Below are 19,371 nucleotides of genomic sequence, written 5' to 3' on the forward strand. Positions count from 1 at the left end.
CGTATGAGTCGTCCGCTAGCTGTTGTCGATTACGTCTTGAGGAACATTGGCGGAAGTTTCAAATAGCAGAACTGTCTTCAAGAGTCGACGCACGCAACATCCCCAACTGGACGAGATAGTTTCGCAGGCGCTATGACTTGTGAAGCATCCAAGTCGATGCTTTGCACGCCGCATTCCAGTCGTAGAAATCGCCATTCACGTTTGTCGCTCAAGGACCGCCACGTTGATGCCGTAATCAACGCTAGCCGGACGCTCAGTCCGGTAGAAAACAACAATCGAAATCGAGGACGTCGATGGCAACGATTAACGGATACATCCCTCATTTCCCCCTTATGTTCGAGACCGAAGAAGGGCTGCGGGTGGCCAGCGCCTGCATTCAGTACGGCGGGTGGGACCATAAGAACCAAACTCTGACACCAATCAAGCTTGCGGAACTGCTGGCAAGACCTCATAACCCAAGTCTGTCATGGGTGATGGATAGCCTCGCTGCCGCGGCTGAAGCCGGCCGACTGGATGCAGACAAATACATCGAGATTTTTTCAGGCAAGGAAGACGTGCGCGGCTTCCGTCATGTCTTGCGAGAAGCTGGCGGCGACCGGTGGCTCACAGACCGTCACCATAATGCTCTTCGGAAGCTAGGCAATGGCGAATTCGACGTGACCACCTACGTCGGAACTACAATGCTGTTCGACCTTGCTGAGTAAACTCGAGGGGTGCATTCAGGGTTGCCGGAAAATGACCCTGCGCTTAAGCCATAGAAAAATAAACATCCTTCAGCAAACACCAATCACCTTAAGCGCTCGCACGCATCATTGCCGATTCCGGCACCCGAAGCTGGACTCGCGCGAGTGGTTCGCCCCTCATGCATGCCCCTGCGTCAAACCCTGTCGCGTAGCTGTTTTCGTGACCGCCGCCTCCTCGGGAGGGGTACAGGTCGCCGTTTTTGCGTTCCTTCTGCCCCAAACCCCTTGTTTCAGGGCCTCGTCCGTTGCGGATTCAAATGCGAATTGCTACGCTAGCGCCAGCCTGAGGATTTGGACCTTTGCGCATTGTCGGTGACTACGCAAAGGCAAGGACCCCGGGCCAACCTTTGACCAATGACGAGGAATCTATGGCAACGAAAGCTGCAGCAAAGCCGGCTCCGAAGAAGGTGACTCCGGCCGAGAAAAAGGCGAAGGCGCCGACGGTAAAAAAGGCGGCGACTCCTGCCGCGAAGAAGGCGGTCGCTGCCACGCCGCTGAAGCCCATCAAGGATTCGTTCACGAAGGCTTCGCTTGCTACCCATCTTGCCGAGCGCGCAGGTGTCGAGCCGAAAGCGGCGAAGGCTTTGATGGCCGCTCTGGAAGAAACAGTTCTCGCGTCGGTCCACAAGAAGGGCGCGAAGGAGTTCACGCTGCCGGGTCTGCTGAAGGTTGTTGCTCAGGACGTGCCGGCAAAGAAGAAGCGCTTCGGCAAGGACCCATTCACGGGTGAAGACAAGTGGTTTGCCGCGAAACCCACTTCGGTGCGTCTGAAAGTGCGCCCGCTGAAGAAGCTGAAGGACGCCGCTCTCTAAACCGGGGCGCCGAAAAGGAAGCCCCTTGTGACGGAAGTCTGAGGGGCTTTTTTTTTTCTCTGCCCAGGACGCACAGGCCTTCATTTCATCTGGCTACTCAAGATGAGCTGGGCGATATGCACCGTGTAGGGCGCGCCGAGCAGCCACGCGCACAATCCAGCACCAAGCATCGCACCGATTGTCGCCTGCCAGAAGTTCGCGATGCGCGGCCAGGTGCACAGCCAGCCCAAGATGAGCAGTCCACCAGTGTTGGCTACCAGGTGCATCATGCTTGCGTGCAACGATGGGGCGAACAGGATGCCCTGCAGCTCGCCAAGCGTGCGCGGCACGACGCCGTGCCGGTTCAGATGCAGGAATGGCAGCGCAGCAGACAGGAAAAAAACCAACCAGATGGAGCCAACAAAGGCGGCCAGAAGGAGACCACGTGCCTTGAACTGCACGAAGAGCGAGTCAGAAGTGGAAGTCGTGCCAGAGAGCCGGGTTGAGTCTTGCGGCATTGCCAGTTACTCCGTACTCGGCTTGATATCAATTGTCATGGACGCGATGACGTGCGCGCCTTAGTTTTTGCGCTGCCGCCGTTCCCCGGAGACCTATCTGACGGTGCGTAACGGGTGCGGCCGCGGATAATGACTCGAGGCAGAAATTAATGAATGCCTCAACTTTCGCAGCTCGATGGCGCCGTGACGGAAAAAGTGCGTACAGCGGAAATCTTTCGTCCGACCAGTCCGGGAAGAGGTCCACGAGCAAGCCATCGCGCATCACCTGCTCGACGCCAATTTCCATCACCTGGGCGATGCCAGCGCCGGCGATACACGCACCGAGCATGGTTTCCACGTCCGACACGAGCAGGCGCCCCTCTGCGGGTATCTCCGCGACCTTCTTACCCCGATGGAATTCCCACTCAAAGGGCTTGGCCGTCACCGGGTTATAAAACATGATTCGCTGATGCTTGCTCACCTCCTCCGGATTTCCTGGCTTCCCGTGCTCAGCCACATACCGCGGAGACGCGACCGTAATGATGCGCGTCTCGAGGAGCTTCCGTGCAATCAGTGTTCCCATTGGCGGGGGTCCAAAGCGCACGGCGAGGTCAAATCCATCTGCCACGAGGTCGCCAACGTCGTCGCGCATGATGAGTTCGAGCGAAAGGTCAGGATGGTGTGCCAAAAACGCTGGCAATCCTGACGCCAGCACCGTCCTTGAAAAGAATGGGTCGACGTTAACACGAAGCTTTCCCTGCACGACGTTCGCTGAACCCGACGCTGCTGAAGCCGCCTCTTCAATGCCTGTCAGATGCGGGCCAACTGCGTCATATAGACGCCTCCCTTCGTCGGTCAGCGTCTGCGAGCGTGTCGTACGGTCAAGCAGCCGCACGCCTACCCGCTTCTCGAGGCGTGAGACAGCGCGGCTAACGCCCGATGGCGACAATCCGAGAGCGTCTGCTGCGCGCACGAAACTGCCACTCTCCGCGACTGCGGCGAGTACGGTGATGCCAGAAAACAGCCGACCATCAAATGTCATCCCCTCTCCGAGGTGCGTGTCATTCAGATAGTTTAGTCACGGGTGATTTGAACAGCACGTACTTTATTCAACAATCAAAAAATGAGAAATTGTCCTCCTGAATGATGCGGCGGCTTGCGCTGCAGACCTGAACCAGCTTGGGAGAGCATTAATGGAAGCTTTGAAGACACAAGGCATTGAACTGCCGCGCCTCGGGTTCGGCACGTACCGTATGCCCGGTGGAGATTGCCAACCGGTAGTTGAGAGCGCGTTGGAGCTCGGTTATCGACACATCGACACTGCCGAGATGTATCAGAACGAGGAAGCTGTAGGCGCCGCAATTGCTGCCTCGGGTCTTGCGCGGAAGCAACTGCATCTGACGACCAAGGTATGGCACGAGAACCTCAAGCCGGAGTCCCTCCGTCGCGCACTGGACGCCAGCCTTGGGAAGCTCAGTGTCGACTATGTCGACCTGTACATGGTGCATTGGCCGTCGCGTGACATGGACCTCGGCGCCGTCATGGAGACAATGCAAGGCTTTCTGCAGAACGGCACCGTTCGCTCAATCGGTGTGTGCAATTTCAACGTGCCGATGCTGCGAAAAACCATCGAGGAAATCGGTGCACCCATCGCCTGCCACCAGATTGAATACCACGCGTTTCTAGACCAGTCGAAAATGCTGAGCTACTTGCGCGAGAAAGGCATTCCGCTCGTCGCCTATGCCCCGCTTGCACAAGGCCGTGCAGCAAGCGACCCCGTACTTCAGGGAATCGGTGTCAAGCATGGCGTGACCGCTGCCCAGGTTGCTCTTGCGTGGCTTCTGGAACAGGACGGGGTGGCCGTCATTCCTAAGGCTCGACGCCGAGAAAGTCAGAAATCCAATCTCGACGCGCTGGCGGTGAAGCTCGACGATGATGACCGGCACGCCATTGCGGTGTTGCCGAAGAACCACCGTTTCGTGACTCCGCCGTTTGCGCCGGAATGGGACGCGTAGTCACTGTCTTTGCGTAAGCCGGTAGTCCATCTGCTAGCCATCACCGCAGCGCTAACGCGCAATCGATGATGGGGTGTTTCGCGTGAGTTGCAATTGATTCCGTAATAGACGGCCGTTCACGAGAGGACCTGAAATTCTGTTGAACGGATGTCGAAGAACCAGCACTTGCGTCGCTGGGCATCTGACTCGGACGTGAGGCGAAGAACGCGCCGGAGTCGCCGGTAAGTCGATGCTCCGGCAAGACCCTCGAAGCAGCACTTTCGAGGGTTGAAATAGATATCAGCTTACCTCGCCCGGTCGCACCTGAAGCCAGGCCGCCGAATGCGGCATTACGTCACGGTTCGTATTCGGTTGACAAAACGTCGGACGCGACCCAGCCGTTGACGCACAGAGCAAAGACGTGGCGACTCCACGGACCTTCCAACTTGCAAGACCCATACATTTGAAACGCTATGTGACGGCTCGTTGCTTCGTTGCCTGGGCGCCGGCATTTTTTGTTTACCGCCCCGGTCGTGGTTACAAGGGCGTAACTGTTTTTTAAGTCCGTCTTAACTGTTTCTTGCCATCGTAGTGGCTACGACTGACGTCCAAAGTTTCTGTTTCGCCGCTGGCGCATGAGCAGCGTCTTTGCCCGGCCAGTAGCGCTACGGCGACTGCACCGAAATAGCTACGACAGGAAATTCAACTCACCATGCCTATCAAATCGCGAACCCAAACACACACCCGACAGGTCACTTGCAGCAAGCATTCTTTCGATGGTTTCGGCTGCCGGAACCACTCCCGCTGCTCTCCGCCCCCGCGACGTGTCTCGCGGTCAGCTTCGGGAGAGATTCGTGCGTAAGTTAGTTGCGTTGCTCGCCGTTGCAGCGAGTTTAGGTGGTTGCGCCGTCGCACCAGGATATGGAGATGCACAGCCATATGGAGATGCGCAGCCATACAATTCGGTCTACGGTTATCCTTTCTATGGGCCGGGGTACGGGGCCTGCAGTATTTGGGGCGATTGCGGCACCTGGGCTGGCTGGTATGGCTATCACCGGTACGGGTACCGTTGGCACGGCGGATGGCATGGCGGGCACGGTGGATGGCATGGCGGACATGGGGGCGGACATGGAGGTGGGGGAGGACATGGCGGCGGAGGCGGGCATGGCGGCCGCTGAAACGTTCCCCCGGTAGGACTCCGTACGTCCGCTCGTATTTCGCTTTGAACCAGTCAAAAGGAATTAACGGATGCGGCTCGCTGTCCTGGAGAATGACCCCGGACGAATGCCGCCCAACGCACCACCGGGATGGTTTCGCCACGACACACCTGGGTAAAGCGGCATCCGGCCGGACAGCATAATTTCCCGGTTCCTATGTGGACGGCTCCGCGATTTCCTCAGTATTCGTTTGTCCCAACCCAACGTCGAGTCGTCCTTTCCCCCGCTCACGCTGGGCATCAACAAAGCAGCCAGCCCCGCTCGAATGGTAGCCCACAAACTACTGTCTCCGTCGGCACGGTCGTTGCAACTATGGCTGCGCCAACGGGAGGTTGCCATCATGAGCGTCTTGCAGGGTTTCGTTAATTCCATTCCAACGCGTGCGTCCCCCGGCGAAATCGTTTGACTTCCCTGTGTCGACACGTACAATGACCAATGCTGCAATGCAGCATTTTATCTTTGGTCGACTCGGCGTATGCGTTTTCAATCATCGTCCCTTGCCGCCTTACCTACGGAGCATTGATGAGCACTCTCACCCCCCAGCAGTTGATTGCCGCCCAGCAGGCCAACATGGACGCATTTTTTGGCATCACGAACAAGGCATTCGCCGGCTTTGAAAAACTGGTCGCGTTGAATTTGCAGGCCACTAAAGCGGCTGTTGCTGAAAGTCAGGAAATCGTGTCCAAAGTCATTTCGGCCGGCAACCCGGGGGCGCTGCTCGCACTGCAAGCAAGCATTTCCCAGCCTGCTGCGGAAAAGATGGTCGCGTACGGCCGCAGCGTTCATGAAATCGTGTCCGAGGTGCAAAGCGAAATTTCAGCCGCTGCTGCTTTGCAGGGCCAGCAACTCCAGCAAGATGCTCAGGGATTCGTCGAGAACCTGAAAAAGAACGCGCCTGCAGGAAGCGAAACAGCTATAGCTGCCTGGAAGTCGATTTTCTCTGCAGCGAACGCTACATACGAATCGGCCAACAAGGCGGCAAAGCAGTTCGTCGCTACGGTGTCTACCGTTCAGTAAGACTGCTGTTCTCCCTTTGCGTTGTGGGTGTAAATGCGAACTTCGGTTCGCATTTGTCCTTTCGGCGTGGGATGTACTGAGAAGAGAGAAATCTTGACCGCGACTCGTGATATTTGGGGGGCTGCCGCTCCACGAGTGGCGATACCGACTCGCCGATAGCTGACAGCACGGCTGGTCCTTGCAATCAGAAAACGTCGAAGAGACGTCGGCATCTGAGGCAACGGGGTAAAGCGGTGCTCCCCAAAAATGCGCCAAACCAGGTATCAATCAACGGATGGACCGCATGGACGAACGATTTGATAGGAGAGAACTGTTGCTCCACCTTGGCGACGTTCTCGGCGCTTTAGGCTTGTTGCCAAGGCGAGTGAACCGGACGCGTCGGTGATGCAACTCGTGCAGGGAAATGATTCCTTGCAGAACATCGAATTCCTGCGGGCCTTGTCGCCAAATCTGACGGTGGCAGAGTTCACCCAAGGCGCAGCCACGGCATTCTCCATCTGGCCCAAGGCGCTGCTTGAGGCGGAGCTTAACCGGGACGCATTGGCGTCAACTGTTCAACACAACCTTTTTAATGGCAACCCCGACGGCTGGAACTTGTATATCGGCTACGTGCAGACGAAGGTGGCTTGGTTCGGCTCGGGGCTTTCTCATACGAACGGGGGTGCTACGGCCGAAGCATTCCGCGATGCTGAACATAAAGCAGGTCCGGCTGAGGCACCGCTCTTGGCTGCATCGACGGCGTTGGATGTGAAGGCCCGCAACGAGAAGAGAGGGTGGCCTTGGCCGGAACCGAGGTCCACGTCGTAACCGGACGAGGCCGCCGCCGGACCTAAGGCAATGAAGTACCTGGTCGACGCTATCACGTCTCTCGCCAGCCCGGATGCGGGCCAACTACGTCCCCACCGATGGCTCGGGCGCCGACATTCGGCTTATAACTTCCCTCAAAAATACGTTGCAGTGCGGGTCCACCTTGCATCGCCTTGCACTTCTCGCGCCGCTTCGAATCTTTGTCTCTGGCATGCCGCCACAAGATTCCATTCCGGCACTGAGTGAAGAATTAGATTATCCCCAAAGATGTCCTCCGACCGCATCGTAGGTACTTTGACGATTGAAGTCTTCTGCCATCCTCGGCGGTTTCAAACTCAAGTGCAACACACGGAATCTAGTGTTTAGAACCGTGAGGCTGGCTCGCTGAGGCGAGCGTGGAGGCGAAGACCTCGAATGGAGAATGGAACGCGTGAGTCGCGCGAGGCCGGCTGTTCAGGCTGTCGGCGATGGCGTCGAGTTCGTCTTGGCTGTAGACCGATAGGTCGGTGCCTTTAGGCAAATATTGACGAAGCAATCCGTTGGTGTTTTCGCAGGTCCCGCGCTGCCCGGGGCTGTGCGGGTCGCAGAAGTAGACGCGCACGCCAGTGGCAGGAGTGAGTTCTTGATGCCGCGACATTTCTTTGCCCTGGTCGTAGGTGAAGGTTTGTCGCAAGGGCGCGGCAATCGAGTTGAGTTTGGCAGAGAAGCCCGCCAACGCTGAAGCGGCGGTGGCATCTTCCATCTTGGCGAGCAGCACCAGGCGGCTGGTCCGTTCGACCAGAACGCCGACCGAAGATTGGTTGCCGGCGCCCTTGATGAAGTCGCCTTCCCAATGACCAGGCAGCAGTTGGTCTTCGATTTCGGGCGGCCGCACATGAATGCTGACCATATCCGGAATCTGTCCGCGCCTGTCTGTGCCGCGTGTGCGCGGCATACGCGTGCTGTGGCCGTGGCGCAGGCAGGCAATGAGCTGACGGCGCAGTTCGCCGCGCGGCTGGGCGTAGATGGCCGTGTAGATGGTTTCGTGCGAAACCTGCTGGGTCGGGTCGGTCGGATACATACGCTTGAGTGTGCCCGATATCTGCTGGGGCGACCATTTCCAATCGAGCAGGGTGAGAACGATGCGCCAGCAGACGCTTTGCAGGCAAAGCTTCGCGGGGCGGCGGCCCGCGCTACGGCGGGCGGCGCTGAGCGCTTCAGCCGGCACCGATGCGTAGCCAGCAGCAGAGCTGTTTCGAGTCAGTTCACGGCTCACGGTGGCCGGCGAGCGCCCGAGTATTCGGGCCATGGCCCGAATACTCACATCCTGTAGCCGCAGGCTTGCGATGGCGACGCGTTCTTCAGGTTGAAGCTGTTGGTACGAAGTCTGGTCGGGCATTGCGACACCTTATACGAGATAGGTGTTGCACTTCGCTTTTGAGGCCGCCCTCCAATTTACCCTAGGCGCTATTCCGCATTTCGCGTCTCAGCAGTGTCTCGCCTTCCTCATCGCACCGCCGGGAGCTATCCAGAGCTGGAATCGGCCATCCAGGAACTGCCCGGCTTTCATCCAGTGCGAAGAAATTCAGGCGGCGTCAGCTCCCTCGACCCATCGCCGGTGCGCAGTCCGCAACATACTTCGCATGCAATCGCCCCTGTGCTGCCTGCAGGTTATTGGGATAGTAGTAATCGATTCTGTGGGGGTCGTATCCAACGGATTCCAGCTCCGCCAGCTCCTGCATCAACTGGGCGTGGGTTATCTCACCGACGACCGGCTTGAACGGATAATCGTTACATTCCTCCGCAGTCAGTTTGGTATCAGCCATTGCAGCCACACTACCAAGCAGAAACATCATAAGAACAGCTGCCTTTACGCCTCGTTTCATTTTCACTTTCCAAACGACTAGAATTCGAAAGATTTTCGCGAATAACTTACGCAAGCCTTTTAAAACATAACCCTGTTTATTGTAGGTCCCACGAGGCTGGAATTTGCTCGCGCAAATCGGAAAACACATTTTCGGAAAAAAGCCGGAACCCTCCGGACTGCTGTAGCACTCCTTCGCGCAAGCGAACGTATTGATGCCATTAAACGGCTAGACAATTGGGTCGAGATGATGGCTGCGTTGGCATACCGGAGCGTCAGAACTGTGGACGACAAATCCGAGTTCGGAGGGTAGGTCACCGGCAAATACAACTTTCTGCCAGGAGCAGTGACCAAGTCCTTGCCCGAATTGAAGAAAGCATCGAGAAAGTCGGAGATACCTCGCGATAGGTAGTCTCGGAGGTGTTCGGAAACAGGGCGACAGAATGCCGGGCGGCGCTCGCGGCATTGAAAGAGTTCGTCGCAAAGTCGCGTTGGCAAAGCGCACGCCTTCCTCGCCGTATGCATGCATGTCGCCGAAGAGCCTAGTCGCCGACGCGGCCCACTATATCCTGACGCGCCCCGCCGAAGAGTGTTCGGGAAACTTCTTTCTCGACGACGAAGTCCTGCTAGAAGCCTGTGTGCGCGACTTTGCCCAGTACGACGTGCAGGTTGTAGCTGCGCTGCAAGCAGATTTCTTTGTAGAGGCCTTGCCGGGATGCTACCGGCGGACAATATGACGAAGCGCACCGCCTCGTGAGATTCACTGGCCACACTGCAGCTGCCAATCAACCCGATGCAGCGGACCTAGAGGCGCGTGGCGCAACGCGTCCGCGGGGAGGGCACGCCCAACCGGCGCTGCACCTCGTCTACAGCAAAAAGTGGACGACCGCTGTCCAGTTCAACGCTCCGGCTGCGATATCTGCAACGAACGGGAGGGCAGCGGCATCTACGACCTTCCTCATGTAAAAATCTACCATTCATTTACCCAACCGGTTTCTGCAATTGATGTCAACTCGACGGCTTGGCTCATTTCCGACATGCAACGGAAGCCGTTCCGTGACGTCAAGTCTTCGCAAACGGATTGATGGGCTGAACCTTCCGGCGGTCCTTGGCGCGCTCCAGCATCTAGCATGTGCTCCAATCAGAAACCAGCGCTTCAAACCCGCGGACGACATTCGATTCCATAGCTTGCACCCCGGCATCGCCATTGAAATTGGCACTGAACGCAGAGTGGAAGCGATACTGGAAATAGGCAGAGACCTCCTGGATGCGCTCTTGCGTATCTGAATCCGTGAACATCACGGATTCAGGCGAGAACGGGACGTAGTAAATGACATTGGGGTAGTCGGTAGCCACAGCTACGCGTGGTTCATCGCTCAGAAGCAGCGAGCCGACCGACTGGATAGACCCTTTCATCCCCTTCGGGGTTTTGAATACCCAAATGCGCTTTGGCAACCGCTCTGCGAGTTGAATGACTCTCGTATTCCTGGAGCCAAAGTAGCCGACTTGGCCGTTCTTGAGGTTCTGCTCAAGCTTCTGCCCGTAGTAGAAAATGTCCATTCGATGCCTGCTATTCGATGCCTGGTTCACTGCGGTGCTTAATCAACGCCGCCATGTTACTAGAAGCCGCTTTTATCGAGCAGGAACCGGTTCGAAATTGTTCACACCGGTATGCCGCGAGCCGATACTCGTAGTACGGCCGGTCCCTGTCATCAAGTATTGCGTACAGTGTCGCCAAGTCTGATGCATCGGGGTTTAGCCATCGCGGCCGTCGTCGCAGACTGTATGTCGTTCACCACGGGTTGTACTTATTCACTTGCAGTGCACAACGTACGGGTATTCGGACATGGTGACCGGGCTCGTCTCCCGCTTTTACTCGGATGTGACTCGATACACCACGAGCAGCTTTCTACGGATGAAACTAGGTGATGCGCTGCAACGGCGCAACGTCGCGACGTATATCTACGAAACGCCCGAAGAGGTAACGGCTTACGAGGCGCGTTAGCGGCCGGACCCCTCTTCGGTTGCCTTGACTGTCAGGCTTAGGCGCCAGGACGTTTTCGCGCACGCAGGCTGATTTCCCTCGTTCCATTTGGGTTGTCCCGGTCTTTCGACCGGGACTTTCACCCCTACTGCTCGACTTGGAGGTACATCGTCGCGTTCGTCGCAGACTTTCTCACCACAGTGTTGGTCTCCAAGCGCGAGCGAGTACTACGCTTCGCTGACAGCAGTTTCAACGGTGTTTTTAGTCGCCTTCGTGGCAGTTGCATACGCGGCGCTAGCTGACTGCCCCACTGCGCCGAGACTCGACTTCCAGATGGCCAAAACCGCGTCGCCGCCCGGCAGTGCATTTTTCGACATGTTGTCGAACCACGTCTTCGCGTCAAATGAGGGCTGTTTGAAGACCGCTTTGGCCACCGCCTCGAATTCAGCCTGGGTGCTCGACACGATTTCCTTCACGTGCGTCCAGTAGGCCTGAGTCTTTTGGACACCGGCGCGCAACTGGTTTTCCTGAACTGCAAAAGCTGCTTGCGGCGCCTTGCCAATTAGGGATTTGCCAGCGAATTCTTGCGCCTCGGCAAGCGTCGTCTTGACCGTCTGCGCATTGAGCTCGACAAGCTTTTCGAACGCCTGAAAAGCCTTGCTCGCGAGAGCTAAAGTCGTGTCAAGGCTTGCCTTGGTTGCAGTAATCGTTTGTTCCGGGATGAGGGTGTTCATGTTCGACTCCAATAAAGTAGGGCCGTATGTCGCCCGAATTAAATGCTGCATCGCAGCAATATGAGTTTCATCATAACCGCAATTTCGATGAAGTCAAACTCTTATTTTGCGCATTTTGAGCTTTTTGTGCGCCTCTCTCCCTTGTCAACAGGGCGTGACAGGCTTTTCACCGAAACAGCGGGACAACTGAACTGTGGCATCTGATATATTTACGCTGCGGTGCAGCAATACGGGCGCATACTTAGGGTGCCCTGCATACGTCCCCCTGGAGATGCAATGAAAAGCGTTGAACTCACGCCACCCTCCGCAACACTTCTCGTTCTTGAACCGCTTCGCGCGGCAGCTGACTACGTTGCCGGTCTGGCTCCGCTGGCTGCCCCGCTGCCGCACGGTGACGGTCATCCGGTACTCGTATTTCCCGGTCTGGGTGTCAGCGGGGTCGCGACGTCGGACCTGCGCAAGCGCCTGCAACAACTGGGCTACGAAGTCCACGATTGGGAACAAGGCGTCAACTTTGGGCCGGGTGCCGACAATGACCTGATGCTCGAACGGCTGGGTGACCATCTGCGGCAGATACATGCGTTGCATCGGCGTTCGGTTTCACTGCTCGGCTGGAGCTTTGGCGGGGTCTACGCCCGTCAGTTGGCCGCGAAATATCCGGAACTGGTGCGCCAGGTCATCACGCTGGCGACACCTGTTGCCGACAACTCTGACGCCACTCATGCCGGATGGATGCTGAACATGTTGAGCAGTGGCATACCTCCAATAAATCACGCTCCCACGCGGTGTTCAGATGCGACTGCGCCTGTTCCGTCCGCTTCGGTTTACTCAAAAACGGACGGAATTGTCGCGTGGGAAGGATGCGTCTCGACCGGGTCAACGAACCACCGCAACATTGAGGTCGAGGACGTCAGCCATCTAGGCATGGTCCATCACCCGGAAGTGCTGCGCGTGCTGGCGGACCTCCTCGCCCAGCATCCGGACGGTCATAGGCAGGTCGTAATGCGGGCCGCAGGTCAATAGTGTCTCCGAGTGCAAAATCATCTTCGAGCATCGTGAGGACGGCGGGCTAAAAGCCCGCATCTCAAAACTAGCTCCGCGTTGCTCCGACGCATGTCAGAAACGGCCAGTCGGCTACTCTGATTGAACGCGATACAGCTCGGCCGCTGCCTCGGTATTTGACTACTTGCGAGCTCCGTCTCCGACTATCCGGCTAAGAGCCAGATGACAAGCCAACGATTGGTCGCGGACATAGTCGCTTGGTAGGGGAAGCAGGACCTGCTTGTGGAGGCGAGGCCCTTTTGAGCCAGCCAATTTTCGCGACTTCGAGCACGGCATGATTAAATCTCCTACGCCTTTTTCTTGTGTGCACGCACGGTCGCCAGATAGCGCGCGCCCCCAGCGTAAAAATGAACTTCGTTTTCACAGTGCCCGTGCTGACAAACGGTACGTGATTGTCCGCGGCGTGTCTGCTTTGAAGGCCAAGCCGGAACGGTTGGCGAGCGGATGGCTGGCAGGAGGAGTCACCACTCGACCGAGGTCGAAAAAACTGTTGGCGGGCTCGACACCCACAGCGAAATGTCGTCCCGACCAAGGTTCGTGAGTACGCCCGCCATTGCTAATCCATAGCAACACATCGGGTAGCTCCCCGGCGTTCCAGTCGAGGCTCACATCCGCACGCTCCGCTGGATACCGCAAGATAAAAGGTGGCTCACATCCGGAAATTTGCATCAGCTCTTCGGTGCCTTCTGCCAATGGCAGTCGGGAAGCGTTCATCGGACCCTCCGTCGCCGGGATTTCTGTCAGGGACGCGAACGCACGGTTGGGCAGAATCTGCGAAATGCCGGGTTCCTGCGGGACCGGATAGCTATAGATGGACTGGCTGGCGCAGGCAATAACCTCCACGCCCCCGTCGGGGATGGCGAAAGTCGGATGCAGAGCGAACGGCATCACGACATCGCGCCGTGCGTGCACGGTAAGCGAAACCAGCAAGGCGGGCGTATTCGGGTCCGCTTCGACCTTACGCTCAAGTTTTTCAATTGCACTGTCGGCCGGATACGCGATTTGAAGCAAGAGCATGTGGGTGGTCTGTTTCACCAGTGTCCACATGTGATTTGCACCGTACCCGTGAACCCAGCCGTCACTGGCCTCGCGATGACCAAACTCAGCAGGAAGGCCCGCAGGCGCCTCAATCATCCCAAACGGCAGACAGGGCCATTCACCGCGCAGCGCACGCATAAGTCCGTGCTGGCGGCCGTCATCAGCCCAGGGGGCCACCTGCATGGGAGAGACAGAGCGTCCTTCGCCAATGTCAAAACGCACGGGTGCAAGCATTCCACCCAGCGACTGGACCTCCGCCTCGCCGTATTCCCAGCCAAGCTTCCAGCGCTCGATTTTATCCATCATGTCGTTTAGTCCGCTTCACCAAAAATCCGCATCCCAACTGGCCGCGCAGCGCAATAACTGCTGCGCCCAGGTCCAGACTAGCTCGCCCTACGATGACCAACTGAACTGGACATCCGCCCGGTCTCGCGTGGCATCAATCAAGCGCGCGTTGACCTCGTCGGTGTGCTTAACCCATTGTTTCGCTGAGTCCGCGTCACGACCGAAGCTCATGTGACGGCTGACGAGCCTTTGCTGGCGCACAGCCGAGTCGACGTTGACGTACCAGACTTCGTCGAGCAGGGCCCGGACACCCTTCCAGTGGCCGTGCTCGAACAGAAGGTAGTTGCCTTCCGTGATGACGAGCGGCGTATCGGGCGCGACCGGAATCGCGTTGGCGATGGGCTCTTCTATCTCGCGGCGGAAAGTAGGTGCGTAGACCGTTTCGCCATCACGCTGCTCGCGCAGCCGACGCAACAGCGCGACATAGCCTGCGCTGTCGAATGTATCCTCGGCACCTTTACGGGATGCCCGACCGAGGCGTACAAGCTCGACGTTCGCCAGATGAAAACCGTCCATGGGGACAATCACAACTTTCCCAGGGAACGCATCGAGAATTGCCTGGCAAAGGGTCGATTTTCCGGCCCCCGGCGCGCCGACCAGCCCGAGAATGTGACGACGTCCGCCTTTGGTCAACTGCCGCAGCCGGCTCAAATAACGGTCTTCAATCATGGACATCATCCAGATATTTTTTCAAGCATCGGGAGCGCGTGCATTGCACGCCGACGCCACGTGGCGGCCCGTGTTTCAGAATCCCGACACGTCTGCTGCCGCGCTACGTGCAAGCCGCGTGTTCAGTGATGCGCCTTCGCCTTTGCCGCGGCGTTGATTCCGCCAGCCATGAACTCGCGCGCATGCTTAGCCAGGTCCATGCCGTCGTCCCACAAGTTGCGCCAGATAGCCAGCGCGTTGGACAGTTGTTCGTTGACGACTGTCGACGAGAAGCTCTCGAACGTGACGACACCCTTATAGTCAACCATCGCGAGCGCATGGAAGAACTGAGAGAAGTCGATAGTCCCTGAGCCGAGGTAGCCGCGATTGCTTTCGCCGATATGAACATAAGCGAGGCGGTCGCCGCACAGGAGCACCGGCTGCATGAAGTCAGATTCCTCGATGTTCATGTGATACGTATCGAGGTGAACACCGACGTTTGGCGCGCCGACTTCGTCAATCAATGCCAATGCCTGAGATGCCGTGTTGAGCAGGTTGCTTTCGTAGCGATTGACGACTTCGAGGCCCAGCTTCACGTCCTTCTTGAGCGCAAAATCTGCAATGTGCTTGATGGAGTCGATTGCATTCTGACGGCCTTTCTTCGTGACCGGCGCGCTGTATTTCGCCATCGCACCGTACAGGATGCCGCCGAAATATTTGCCGCCAATTTCGGAGGTGATAGTGATTGCCTCCTCGAGCATCGCCACCCCGCGGGCGACCGTCGCAGCATCTTCACTCGACACGTCTGCCTCGAACGTAAGGCCGCGCGAGCAACCGACTTCGAGCCCGAATTCCTGTAGCAGGTCTCGCGTCAGGGCGACGTCCATAACTTTCGGACCATGTAGCGACAGTTCCGCGAGGTCGAAGCCGGCTTCTTTCGTCGAACTCAAAACCTTGCGCGTCGACTCCGGCGTGAGGTCGCCAGCCCAAACCAGTGCGTGTACGCCGAGCTTGTTCATTGTGTAACTCCTTCAGTTGCGGTCGCGCGCTTGCGGACCAAGGTTTTCGAAATGCCGTTCGCCCACGCCCAACGGAAGAGCATCACAGCAAGCAGGAAGACGCCCCACAACGCAGTCGCCAGATGCTGATTGGCGCCGAGCAGATTGAGGCCGGAGGCAATGACCTGCAGAATTACGAGGGCGATAACGACCGGTACCACGCGGCCGAAGCCACCGAACGGGTCAACGCGTCCGAGGAAACATGCCAGCACGGAGATGAGGAGAAATGCTTCGCCATGGCCAACGCGAACCGAATTGAACTGGGCCGCCATCACCACGCCCGCAACGCCGCACATCAGCCCCGATAGCATGTAAATTCGGGTAACCGCACGCGTTGTCTGGATGCCCGAGTACCGCGTCGCCTCAAGGTTCGACCCAATCATGCGGGTGGCAAAGCCCAACCGCGACCGGGTCATCACGACGTGCCAAAGCAATGCGCAGCCGAGAAAAATCAGCAAAGGAATGGGTACGCCAAGGAAGACACCGTTACCCATTTCGCGCACAAACGGCGGGAACCCCGAGATGTCGCCTCCGCGTGTCAGGAACTCGCCCAGCCCACGCAAGAAAATCATCATCGACAAAGAGACGAGGATTGGGCTCGCTCCTGTGCGAGCAATCACAGCCCCCATTACCCAACCCGCGGCGGCGCCAGTTGCCAATGCGGCAGCAATGCCCAGGATGATGGCTATCGCGCCCGCATCTGCTCCGCCGTATGTTCGAAGCACCCACGCCATCGCCAGGCCAGAAATGTTGGCAGTGAAAGTCACCGAGAGATTGAAGCCACCGGAAATCAGCGGCATCAGCATGGCCAGCGTAAAGAAGCCGAGTTCTGGCAACTGGAACGCTACCGAGACGAAGGTGCTCTCCGAAAAAAATCGGTCTGATGCGAAACTCAGGACCGCGATGACCAGAACGAGGAATCCAAGCAGCCCGGCGACGTCCGCTGGTACATGCGGCGCGAAAGAGCGATGAGATGTAGAGGTGTTCATGACGAGGCCTTTACGCTTTGAGACGTGAATCGCGCACCGACGAGCTTGGCGAAGCCGCCGCTCGACAACGTAATGGCGATGAGGATGATGGCTCCGATAATCATCTTGAACGCGTACGGCGAGATGCCCAGCAGGTTCAAGCCGTTTGCGGTGATGGCGGTCAGAAGAATGCCGAGGATGGCACCGAGAATCGTGCCGCGCCCACCGCCCAGCCTCGCACCGCCGAGCACCACAGCAGCGAGCACATCCAGTTCACGTCCGTAAAACGCGTTCGGAACAACTTCCTGTACGTAGTGGGCTTGCATCAGTCCGGCGATGCCGGCCATCATGCCGAGCCAGCCGAAGGCGATGTAGTGCATGGCGCCAATGTTGACCCCTACGCGTCGCGCTGCTTCGGGGTTGTCGCCCATTGCGTAGAGCTGTCGGCCTGTTGTCGTGCGTCGCAACAAAAACCAGGTCGCGAAGACCATGACGACCATCACGGCCACAGGCAGTGCGAGGTTCGCATTGCCACTGGCGGTGCTGAAATGGATGAGCGATACCCTGTCCGTCCACCAGTCCGGCAGGTCGTAGATGGAGACCCCGCCGGTGAGGAACATCAACCCACCGAAAAACACGTTGAAGGTGGCAATCGTCACCACAATCGAGACGATGCGGAATCTGTAGATAATCGTGGCGTTGATGGAGCCAAGCAGAAATCCGAAAAAAGCAGACACGATGAAGCCGAGCGCCCAGTTGCCACCGCCAAGTCGCATCACGGTCAATGCAGTAAGGTACTGAACCACCGATGCACCGACGGCGAATGAAATGTCAATGCCACCGGCAATCAGCACGACCAGCAGCCCTACTGCAAAAATGATGTTGACGGAGCTCTGGTTGAGCACGTCGAACAGGTTTGGCGCCGTGAGGAATGTCGAGGTTGAAAGGCTGAGGCCAATCACCATGATGGCGATAACGAGAATCAGCAGGGCCTCAATCGAACCGATTCCGAGTTTGCGAAAATCAGGCATGGACGTCTCGCTCGATTTGTTCCATCGTTGTCGTTCCCGGCACGTACTCTTTAACGATGCGTCCATCGCGCATGTGCAGAATCCGGTCGGAGTTGAAGTAGACCTCTGGAATCTCATCGGAGATAAGCAGGATGGCCATTCCCTCAGAAGCGAGCTTGTGAATGATGGCGAAAATGCCTGCCCGAGCGCCGACGTCGACGCCTACGGTGGGCGAATCCAGAATCAGGAGCTTCGGGTTGGTTGCCAGCCACTTCGCGAGCACGATGCGCTGCTGGTTGCCACCCGACAAGGTGGAGACCGCATCGTCGGGCTTTCCGATTTTGACGGCCAGTTGTTGAATCCAGTCTTGAATCAGCGCGTTTCGCTTTTTGGCAGCAATCAGATGAGTACTGTCTAGAAGGTCGTCGAGCACCGCAGCCACCGTGTTGTCGCCGATTGATTGCGGCTGCACGAGTCCGAGTTGGAGACGGTCTTCAGATACATATGCAATTCCTGCGCGGATGGCATCACGATTTGTGCGTACGGACAGGGCTTTGCCGTCGAGCAGGATGGAGCCCGCATTTGGACGTGTCATTCCGAATAGCGACAATGCAACTTCCGTTCTGCCTGCGCCAAGGCGTCCCGTGACACCGAGAATCTCGCCCCGTCGCACCTTGAACGACACGTCGTGGTACTGACGTGCGCGTGACAAGCCCTGTACCTCCAGTACGACCGGTGCTTTCGACAAGTCGGTCGTACGTACTTCGTAGTCGAAGGTGCGGCCCGTCATCAGTTCGGTAAGACGGGTCTGGGTCATCCCTCCGGTGGGGAAGGTGCCAACGTACTGCCCATCGCGGAAAACCGTCACGCGGGTGCAGACATCCAGCACTTCGGCGAGCCGATGGCTGACGAACACTACTGCAATGCCATCCGCAGAAAGTCGCCGGACAATTTTCAGCAGAGCTTCTGTCTCAGCGTGGCTGAGCGAGGCCGTCGGCTCGTCCATGAAGACAAGTCGAGCATCGCGAACAAGCGCTCTGGCGATTGCCACGACCTGCCGTTGGGCAATAGATAGTGAGCGAACCGAGCGGTTGAGGTCGATGGAGACACCGAGTCTTTCAAGAATTCGGCGAGCCGCTTCCTTCATCTTCCCGTAGCTGACGATGCGCGGACGAGACCCGAGGTTCTGCTCGAAAGCGATGTTTTCCGCGACGGTCATTTCGGGGAAAAGCGCCAGGTCTTGCCAGATGACCTGAATGCCTAGGTCACGGGCTCTCGCCGGGTCCAAGCCTTCGATTGACTCACCGTCCATGAGCATCACCGCGCCCGGTTCCGGCTGATAGACCCCACTGATAATCTTGATGATGGTGCTCTTGCCGCAGCCATTCTCGCCGGCGAGGCATAGTACCTCGCCGGGCATGATGTCGAACTTCACGGCCCGCAGCGCCTTAACGCCGCCGAAGATTTTGGAGATGTTCTCGAGCTTGAGCAGTGGCGCGCGGTCCGCGTCAACCGCGGCCGATGCCGTATTCGCCACCCCATGCTCAGAACGAAGGGGGTTGGTGGAAGCTGGATGACTCATGGAAACGCTCCGATGGCACTTTCACGTAACCGG

The 19,371-nt window shown here is 57.7% G+C and carries 20 protein-coding genes; 8 read left to right on the forward strand and 12 right to left on the reverse strand.

The window, feature by feature from the left end; translation table 11 throughout:
• Window positions 1-293: 293 nt before the first annotated feature.
• Together RW095_RS14840 and RW095_RS14845 are read left to right on the forward strand one after the other, a co-directional pair.
• Complete coding sequence (locus RW095_RS14840; RefSeq protein ID WP_317019683.1) at window positions 294-704, forward strand: ParB N-terminal domain-containing protein; 411 nt, start codon at window positions 294-296, stop codon at window positions 702-704.
• Window positions 705-1,111: 407 nt separating this feature from the next.
• Window positions 1,112-1,555, forward strand: coding sequence for an HU family DNA-binding protein (locus tag RW095_RS14845; RefSeq protein ID WP_317019684.1), 444 nt, complete (start codon window positions 1,112-1,114; stop codon window positions 1,553-1,555).
• 80 nt (window positions 1,556-1,635) lie between these two features.
• Here the strand turns inward: RW095_RS14845 and RW095_RS14850 are convergent, their stop codons facing one another.
• The gene (locus tag RW095_RS14850) at window positions 1,636-2,052 is read right to left on the reverse strand and encodes a hypothetical protein (protein WP_317019685.1); all 417 of its coding nucleotides are present in this window, start codon (window positions 2,050-2,052) and stop codon (window positions 1,636-1,638) included.
• A 28-nt stretch (window positions 2,053-2,080) separates the two neighbouring features.
• On the reverse strand, window positions 2,081-3,073 hold the full coding sequence (locus tag RW095_RS14855) for a LysR family transcriptional regulator (RefSeq protein ID WP_317019686.1): 993 nt from the start codon (window positions 3,071-3,073) through the stop codon (window positions 2,081-2,083).
• Window positions 3,074-3,224: 151 nt separating this feature from the next.
• Here RW095_RS14855 and RW095_RS14860 point away from each other — a divergent pair, with 151 nt between their 5' ends.
• The 4 genes from RW095_RS14860 to RW095_RS14875 all read left to right on the forward strand — a co-directional run bounded on the left by RW095_RS14860 (window position 3,225) and on the right by RW095_RS14875 (window position 7,066).
• Window positions 3,225-4,046, forward strand: a complete 822-nt coding sequence (locus tag RW095_RS14860) for an aldo/keto reductase (protein ID WP_317019687.1) — start codon at window positions 3,225-3,227, stop codon at window positions 4,044-4,046.
• 1,023 nt (window positions 4,047-5,069) lie between these two features.
• Window positions 5,070-5,219, forward strand: coding sequence for a hypothetical protein (locus RW095_RS14865; protein WP_317019688.1), 150 nt, complete (start codon window positions 5,070-5,072; stop codon window positions 5,217-5,219).
• 545 nt (window positions 5,220-5,764) lie between these two features.
• Window positions 5,765-6,259 carry a TIGR01841 family phasin gene (gene phaP / locus RW095_RS14870; protein ID WP_317019689.1) on the forward strand — a complete coding sequence of 165 codons (495 nt, stop codon included), beginning with the start codon at window positions 5,765-5,767 and terminating at the stop codon, window positions 6,257-6,259.
• A 384-nt stretch (window positions 6,260-6,643) separates the two neighbouring features.
• Window positions 6,644-7,066: a hypothetical protein gene (locus RW095_RS14875; protein WP_317019690.1), complete on the forward strand. Its 423-nt coding sequence runs from the start codon at window positions 6,644-6,646 to the stop codon at window positions 7,064-7,066.
• Between the two features lie 355 nt (window positions 7,067-7,421).
• Here RW095_RS14875 and RW095_RS14880 read toward each other — a convergent pair whose 3' ends face one another.
• A complete protein-coding gene (locus RW095_RS14880) occupies window positions 7,422-8,444 on the reverse strand; it encodes an IS30 family transposase (protein ID WP_317019691.1) in 1,023 nt (340 codons plus the stop codon).
• A 196-nt stretch (window positions 8,445-8,640) separates the two neighbouring features.
• The gene (locus RW095_RS14885) at window positions 8,641-8,931 is read right to left on the reverse strand and encodes a DUF4148 domain-containing protein (RefSeq protein WP_317019692.1); all 291 of its coding nucleotides are present in this window, start codon (window positions 8,929-8,931) and stop codon (window positions 8,641-8,643) included.
• Window positions 8,932-9,436: 505 nt separating this feature from the next.
• Here RW095_RS14885 and RW095_RS14890 point away from each other — a divergent pair.
• Window positions 9,437-9,646, forward strand: coding sequence for a hypothetical protein (locus RW095_RS14890; protein WP_317019693.1), 210 nt, complete (start codon window positions 9,437-9,439; stop codon window positions 9,644-9,646).
• Window positions 9,647-10,034: 388 nt separating this feature from the next.
• On the opposite strand, the gene RW095_RS14895 is transcribed toward RW095_RS14890, so the two are convergent.
• Window positions 10,035-10,469: a hypothetical protein gene (locus RW095_RS14895; protein WP_317019694.1), complete on the reverse strand. Its 435-nt coding sequence runs from the start codon at window positions 10,467-10,469 to the stop codon at window positions 10,035-10,037.
• Between the two features lie 651 nt (window positions 10,470-11,120).
• A complete protein-coding gene (locus RW095_RS14900; RefSeq protein WP_317019695.1) occupies window positions 11,121-11,627 on the reverse strand; it encodes a phasin family protein in 507 nt (168 codons plus the stop codon).
• Window positions 11,628-11,903: 276 nt separating this feature from the next.
• On the opposite strand from RW095_RS14900, the gene RW095_RS14905 reads away from it, so the two are divergent.
• The gene (locus RW095_RS14905; protein WP_317019696.1) at window positions 11,904-12,650 is read left to right on the forward strand and encodes an esterase/lipase family protein; all 747 of its coding nucleotides are present in this window, start codon (window positions 11,904-11,906) and stop codon (window positions 12,648-12,650) included.
• Between the two features lie 399 nt (window positions 12,651-13,049).
• Here the strand turns inward: RW095_RS14905 and RW095_RS14910 are convergent, their stop codons facing one another.
• From RW095_RS14910 to RW095_RS14935, 6 genes are all read right to left on the reverse strand, one after another.
• Window positions 13,050-14,033, reverse strand: a complete 984-nt coding sequence (locus RW095_RS14910) for an aldose epimerase family protein (protein WP_317019697.1) — start codon at window positions 14,031-14,033, stop codon at window positions 13,050-13,052.
• Between the two features lie 87 nt (window positions 14,034-14,120).
• Window positions 14,121-14,741 (reverse strand): nucleoside/nucleotide kinase family protein, encoded by a 621-nt coding sequence (locus tag RW095_RS14915; RefSeq protein WP_317019698.1) that lies wholly within the window; start codon window positions 14,739-14,741, stop codon window positions 14,121-14,123.
• Between the two features lie 122 nt (window positions 14,742-14,863).
• On the reverse strand, window positions 14,864-15,739 hold the full coding sequence (locus RW095_RS14920) for a sugar phosphate isomerase/epimerase family protein (RefSeq protein ID WP_317019699.1): 876 nt from the start codon (window positions 15,737-15,739) through the stop codon (window positions 14,864-14,866).
• Window positions 15,736-16,767 carry an ABC transporter permease gene (locus RW095_RS14925; RefSeq protein ID WP_317019700.1) on the reverse strand — a complete coding sequence of 344 codons (1,032 nt, stop codon included), beginning with the start codon at window positions 16,765-16,767 and terminating at the stop codon, window positions 15,736-15,738. The genes RW095_RS14920 and RW095_RS14925 overlap by 4 nt, the downstream gene beginning before the upstream one ends.
• The gene (locus tag RW095_RS14930; RefSeq protein WP_317019701.1) at window positions 16,764-17,777 is read right to left on the reverse strand and encodes an ABC transporter permease; all 1,014 of its coding nucleotides are present in this window, start codon (window positions 17,775-17,777) and stop codon (window positions 16,764-16,766) included. Before RW095_RS14930 ends, RW095_RS14925 begins: the two co-directional genes overlap by 4 nt.
• Complete coding sequence (locus RW095_RS14935) at window positions 17,770-19,338, reverse strand: sugar ABC transporter ATP-binding protein (RefSeq protein ID WP_317019702.1); 1,569 nt, start codon at window positions 19,336-19,338, stop codon at window positions 17,770-17,772. The genes RW095_RS14930 and RW095_RS14935 overlap by 8 nt, the downstream gene beginning before the upstream one ends.
• Between the last annotated feature and the right edge of the window lie 33 nt (window positions 19,339-19,371).

The sequence above is a fragment of the Paraburkholderia kirstenboschensis genome, from assembly GCF_032806925.1.
GTDB classification, from domain to species: Bacteria; Pseudomonadota; Gammaproteobacteria; order Burkholderiales; family Burkholderiaceae; genus Paraburkholderia; species Paraburkholderia kirstenboschensis.

Bases quoted from the DNA above. Each gene is read 5' to 3' on its own strand.
- RW095_RS14840 (WP_317019683.1), top strand. From the start codon at position 294: ATGGCAACGATTAACGGATACATCCCTCATTTCCCCCTTATGTTCGAG.
- RW095_RS14845 (WP_317019684.1), top strand. From the start codon at position 1,112: ATGGCAACGAAAGCTGCAGCAAAGCCGGCTCCGAAGAAGGTGACTCCG.
- RW095_RS14850 (WP_317019685.1), bottom strand. From the start codon at position 2,052: ATGCCGCAAGACTCAACCCGGCTCTCTGGCACGACTTCCACTTCTGAC.
- RW095_RS14855 (WP_317019686.1), bottom strand. From the start codon at position 3,073: ATGACATTTGATGGTCGGCTGTTTTCTGGCATCACCGTACTCGCCGCA.
- RW095_RS14860 (WP_317019687.1), top strand. From the start codon at position 3,225: ATGGAAGCTTTGAAGACACAAGGCATTGAACTGCCGCGCCTCGGGTTC.
- RW095_RS14865 (WP_317019688.1), top strand. From the start codon at position 5,070: ATGGCTATCACCGGTACGGGTACCGTTGGCACGGCGGATGGCATGGCG.
- phaP (WP_317019689.1), top strand. From the start codon at position 5,765: ATGAGCACTCTCACCCCCCAGCAGTTGATTGCCGCCCAGCAGGCCAAC.
- RW095_RS14875 (WP_317019690.1), top strand. From the start codon at position 6,644: ATGCAACTCGTGCAGGGAAATGATTCCTTGCAGAACATCGAATTCCTG.
- RW095_RS14880 (WP_317019691.1), bottom strand. From the start codon at position 8,444: ATGCCCGACCAGACTTCGTACCAACAGCTTCAACCTGAAGAACGCGTC.
- RW095_RS14885 (WP_317019692.1), bottom strand. From the start codon at position 8,931: ATGAAACGAGGCGTAAAGGCAGCTGTTCTTATGATGTTTCTGCTTGGT.
- RW095_RS14890 (WP_317019693.1), top strand. From the start codon at position 9,437: ATGTCGCCGAAGAGCCTAGTCGCCGACGCGGCCCACTATATCCTGACG.
- RW095_RS14895 (WP_317019694.1), bottom strand. From the start codon at position 10,469: ATGGACATTTTCTACTACGGGCAGAAGCTTGAGCAGAACCTCAAGAAC.
- RW095_RS14900 (WP_317019695.1), bottom strand. From the start codon at position 11,627: ATGAACACCCTCATCCCGGAACAAACGATTACTGCAACCAAGGCAAGC.
- RW095_RS14905 (WP_317019696.1), top strand. From the start codon at position 11,904: ATGAAAAGCGTTGAACTCACGCCACCCTCCGCAACACTTCTCGTTCTT.
- RW095_RS14910 (WP_317019697.1), bottom strand. From the start codon at position 14,033: ATGATGGATAAAATCGAGCGCTGGAAGCTTGGCTGGGAATACGGCGAG.
- RW095_RS14915 (WP_317019698.1), bottom strand. From the start codon at position 14,741: ATGATTGAAGACCGTTATTTGAGCCGGCTGCGGCAGTTGACCAAAGGC.
- RW095_RS14920 (WP_317019699.1), bottom strand. From the start codon at position 15,739: ATGAACAAGCTCGGCGTACACGCACTGGTTTGGGCTGGCGACCTCACG.
- RW095_RS14925 (WP_317019700.1), bottom strand. From the start codon at position 16,767: ATGAACACCTCTACATCTCATCGCTCTTTCGCGCCGCATGTACCAGCG.
- RW095_RS14930 (WP_317019701.1), bottom strand. From the start codon at position 17,777: ATGCCTGATTTTCGCAAACTCGGAATCGGTTCGATTGAGGCCCTGCTG.
- RW095_RS14935 (WP_317019702.1), bottom strand. From the start codon at position 19,338: ATGAGTCATCCAGCTTCCACCAACCCCCTTCGTTCTGAGCATGGGGTG.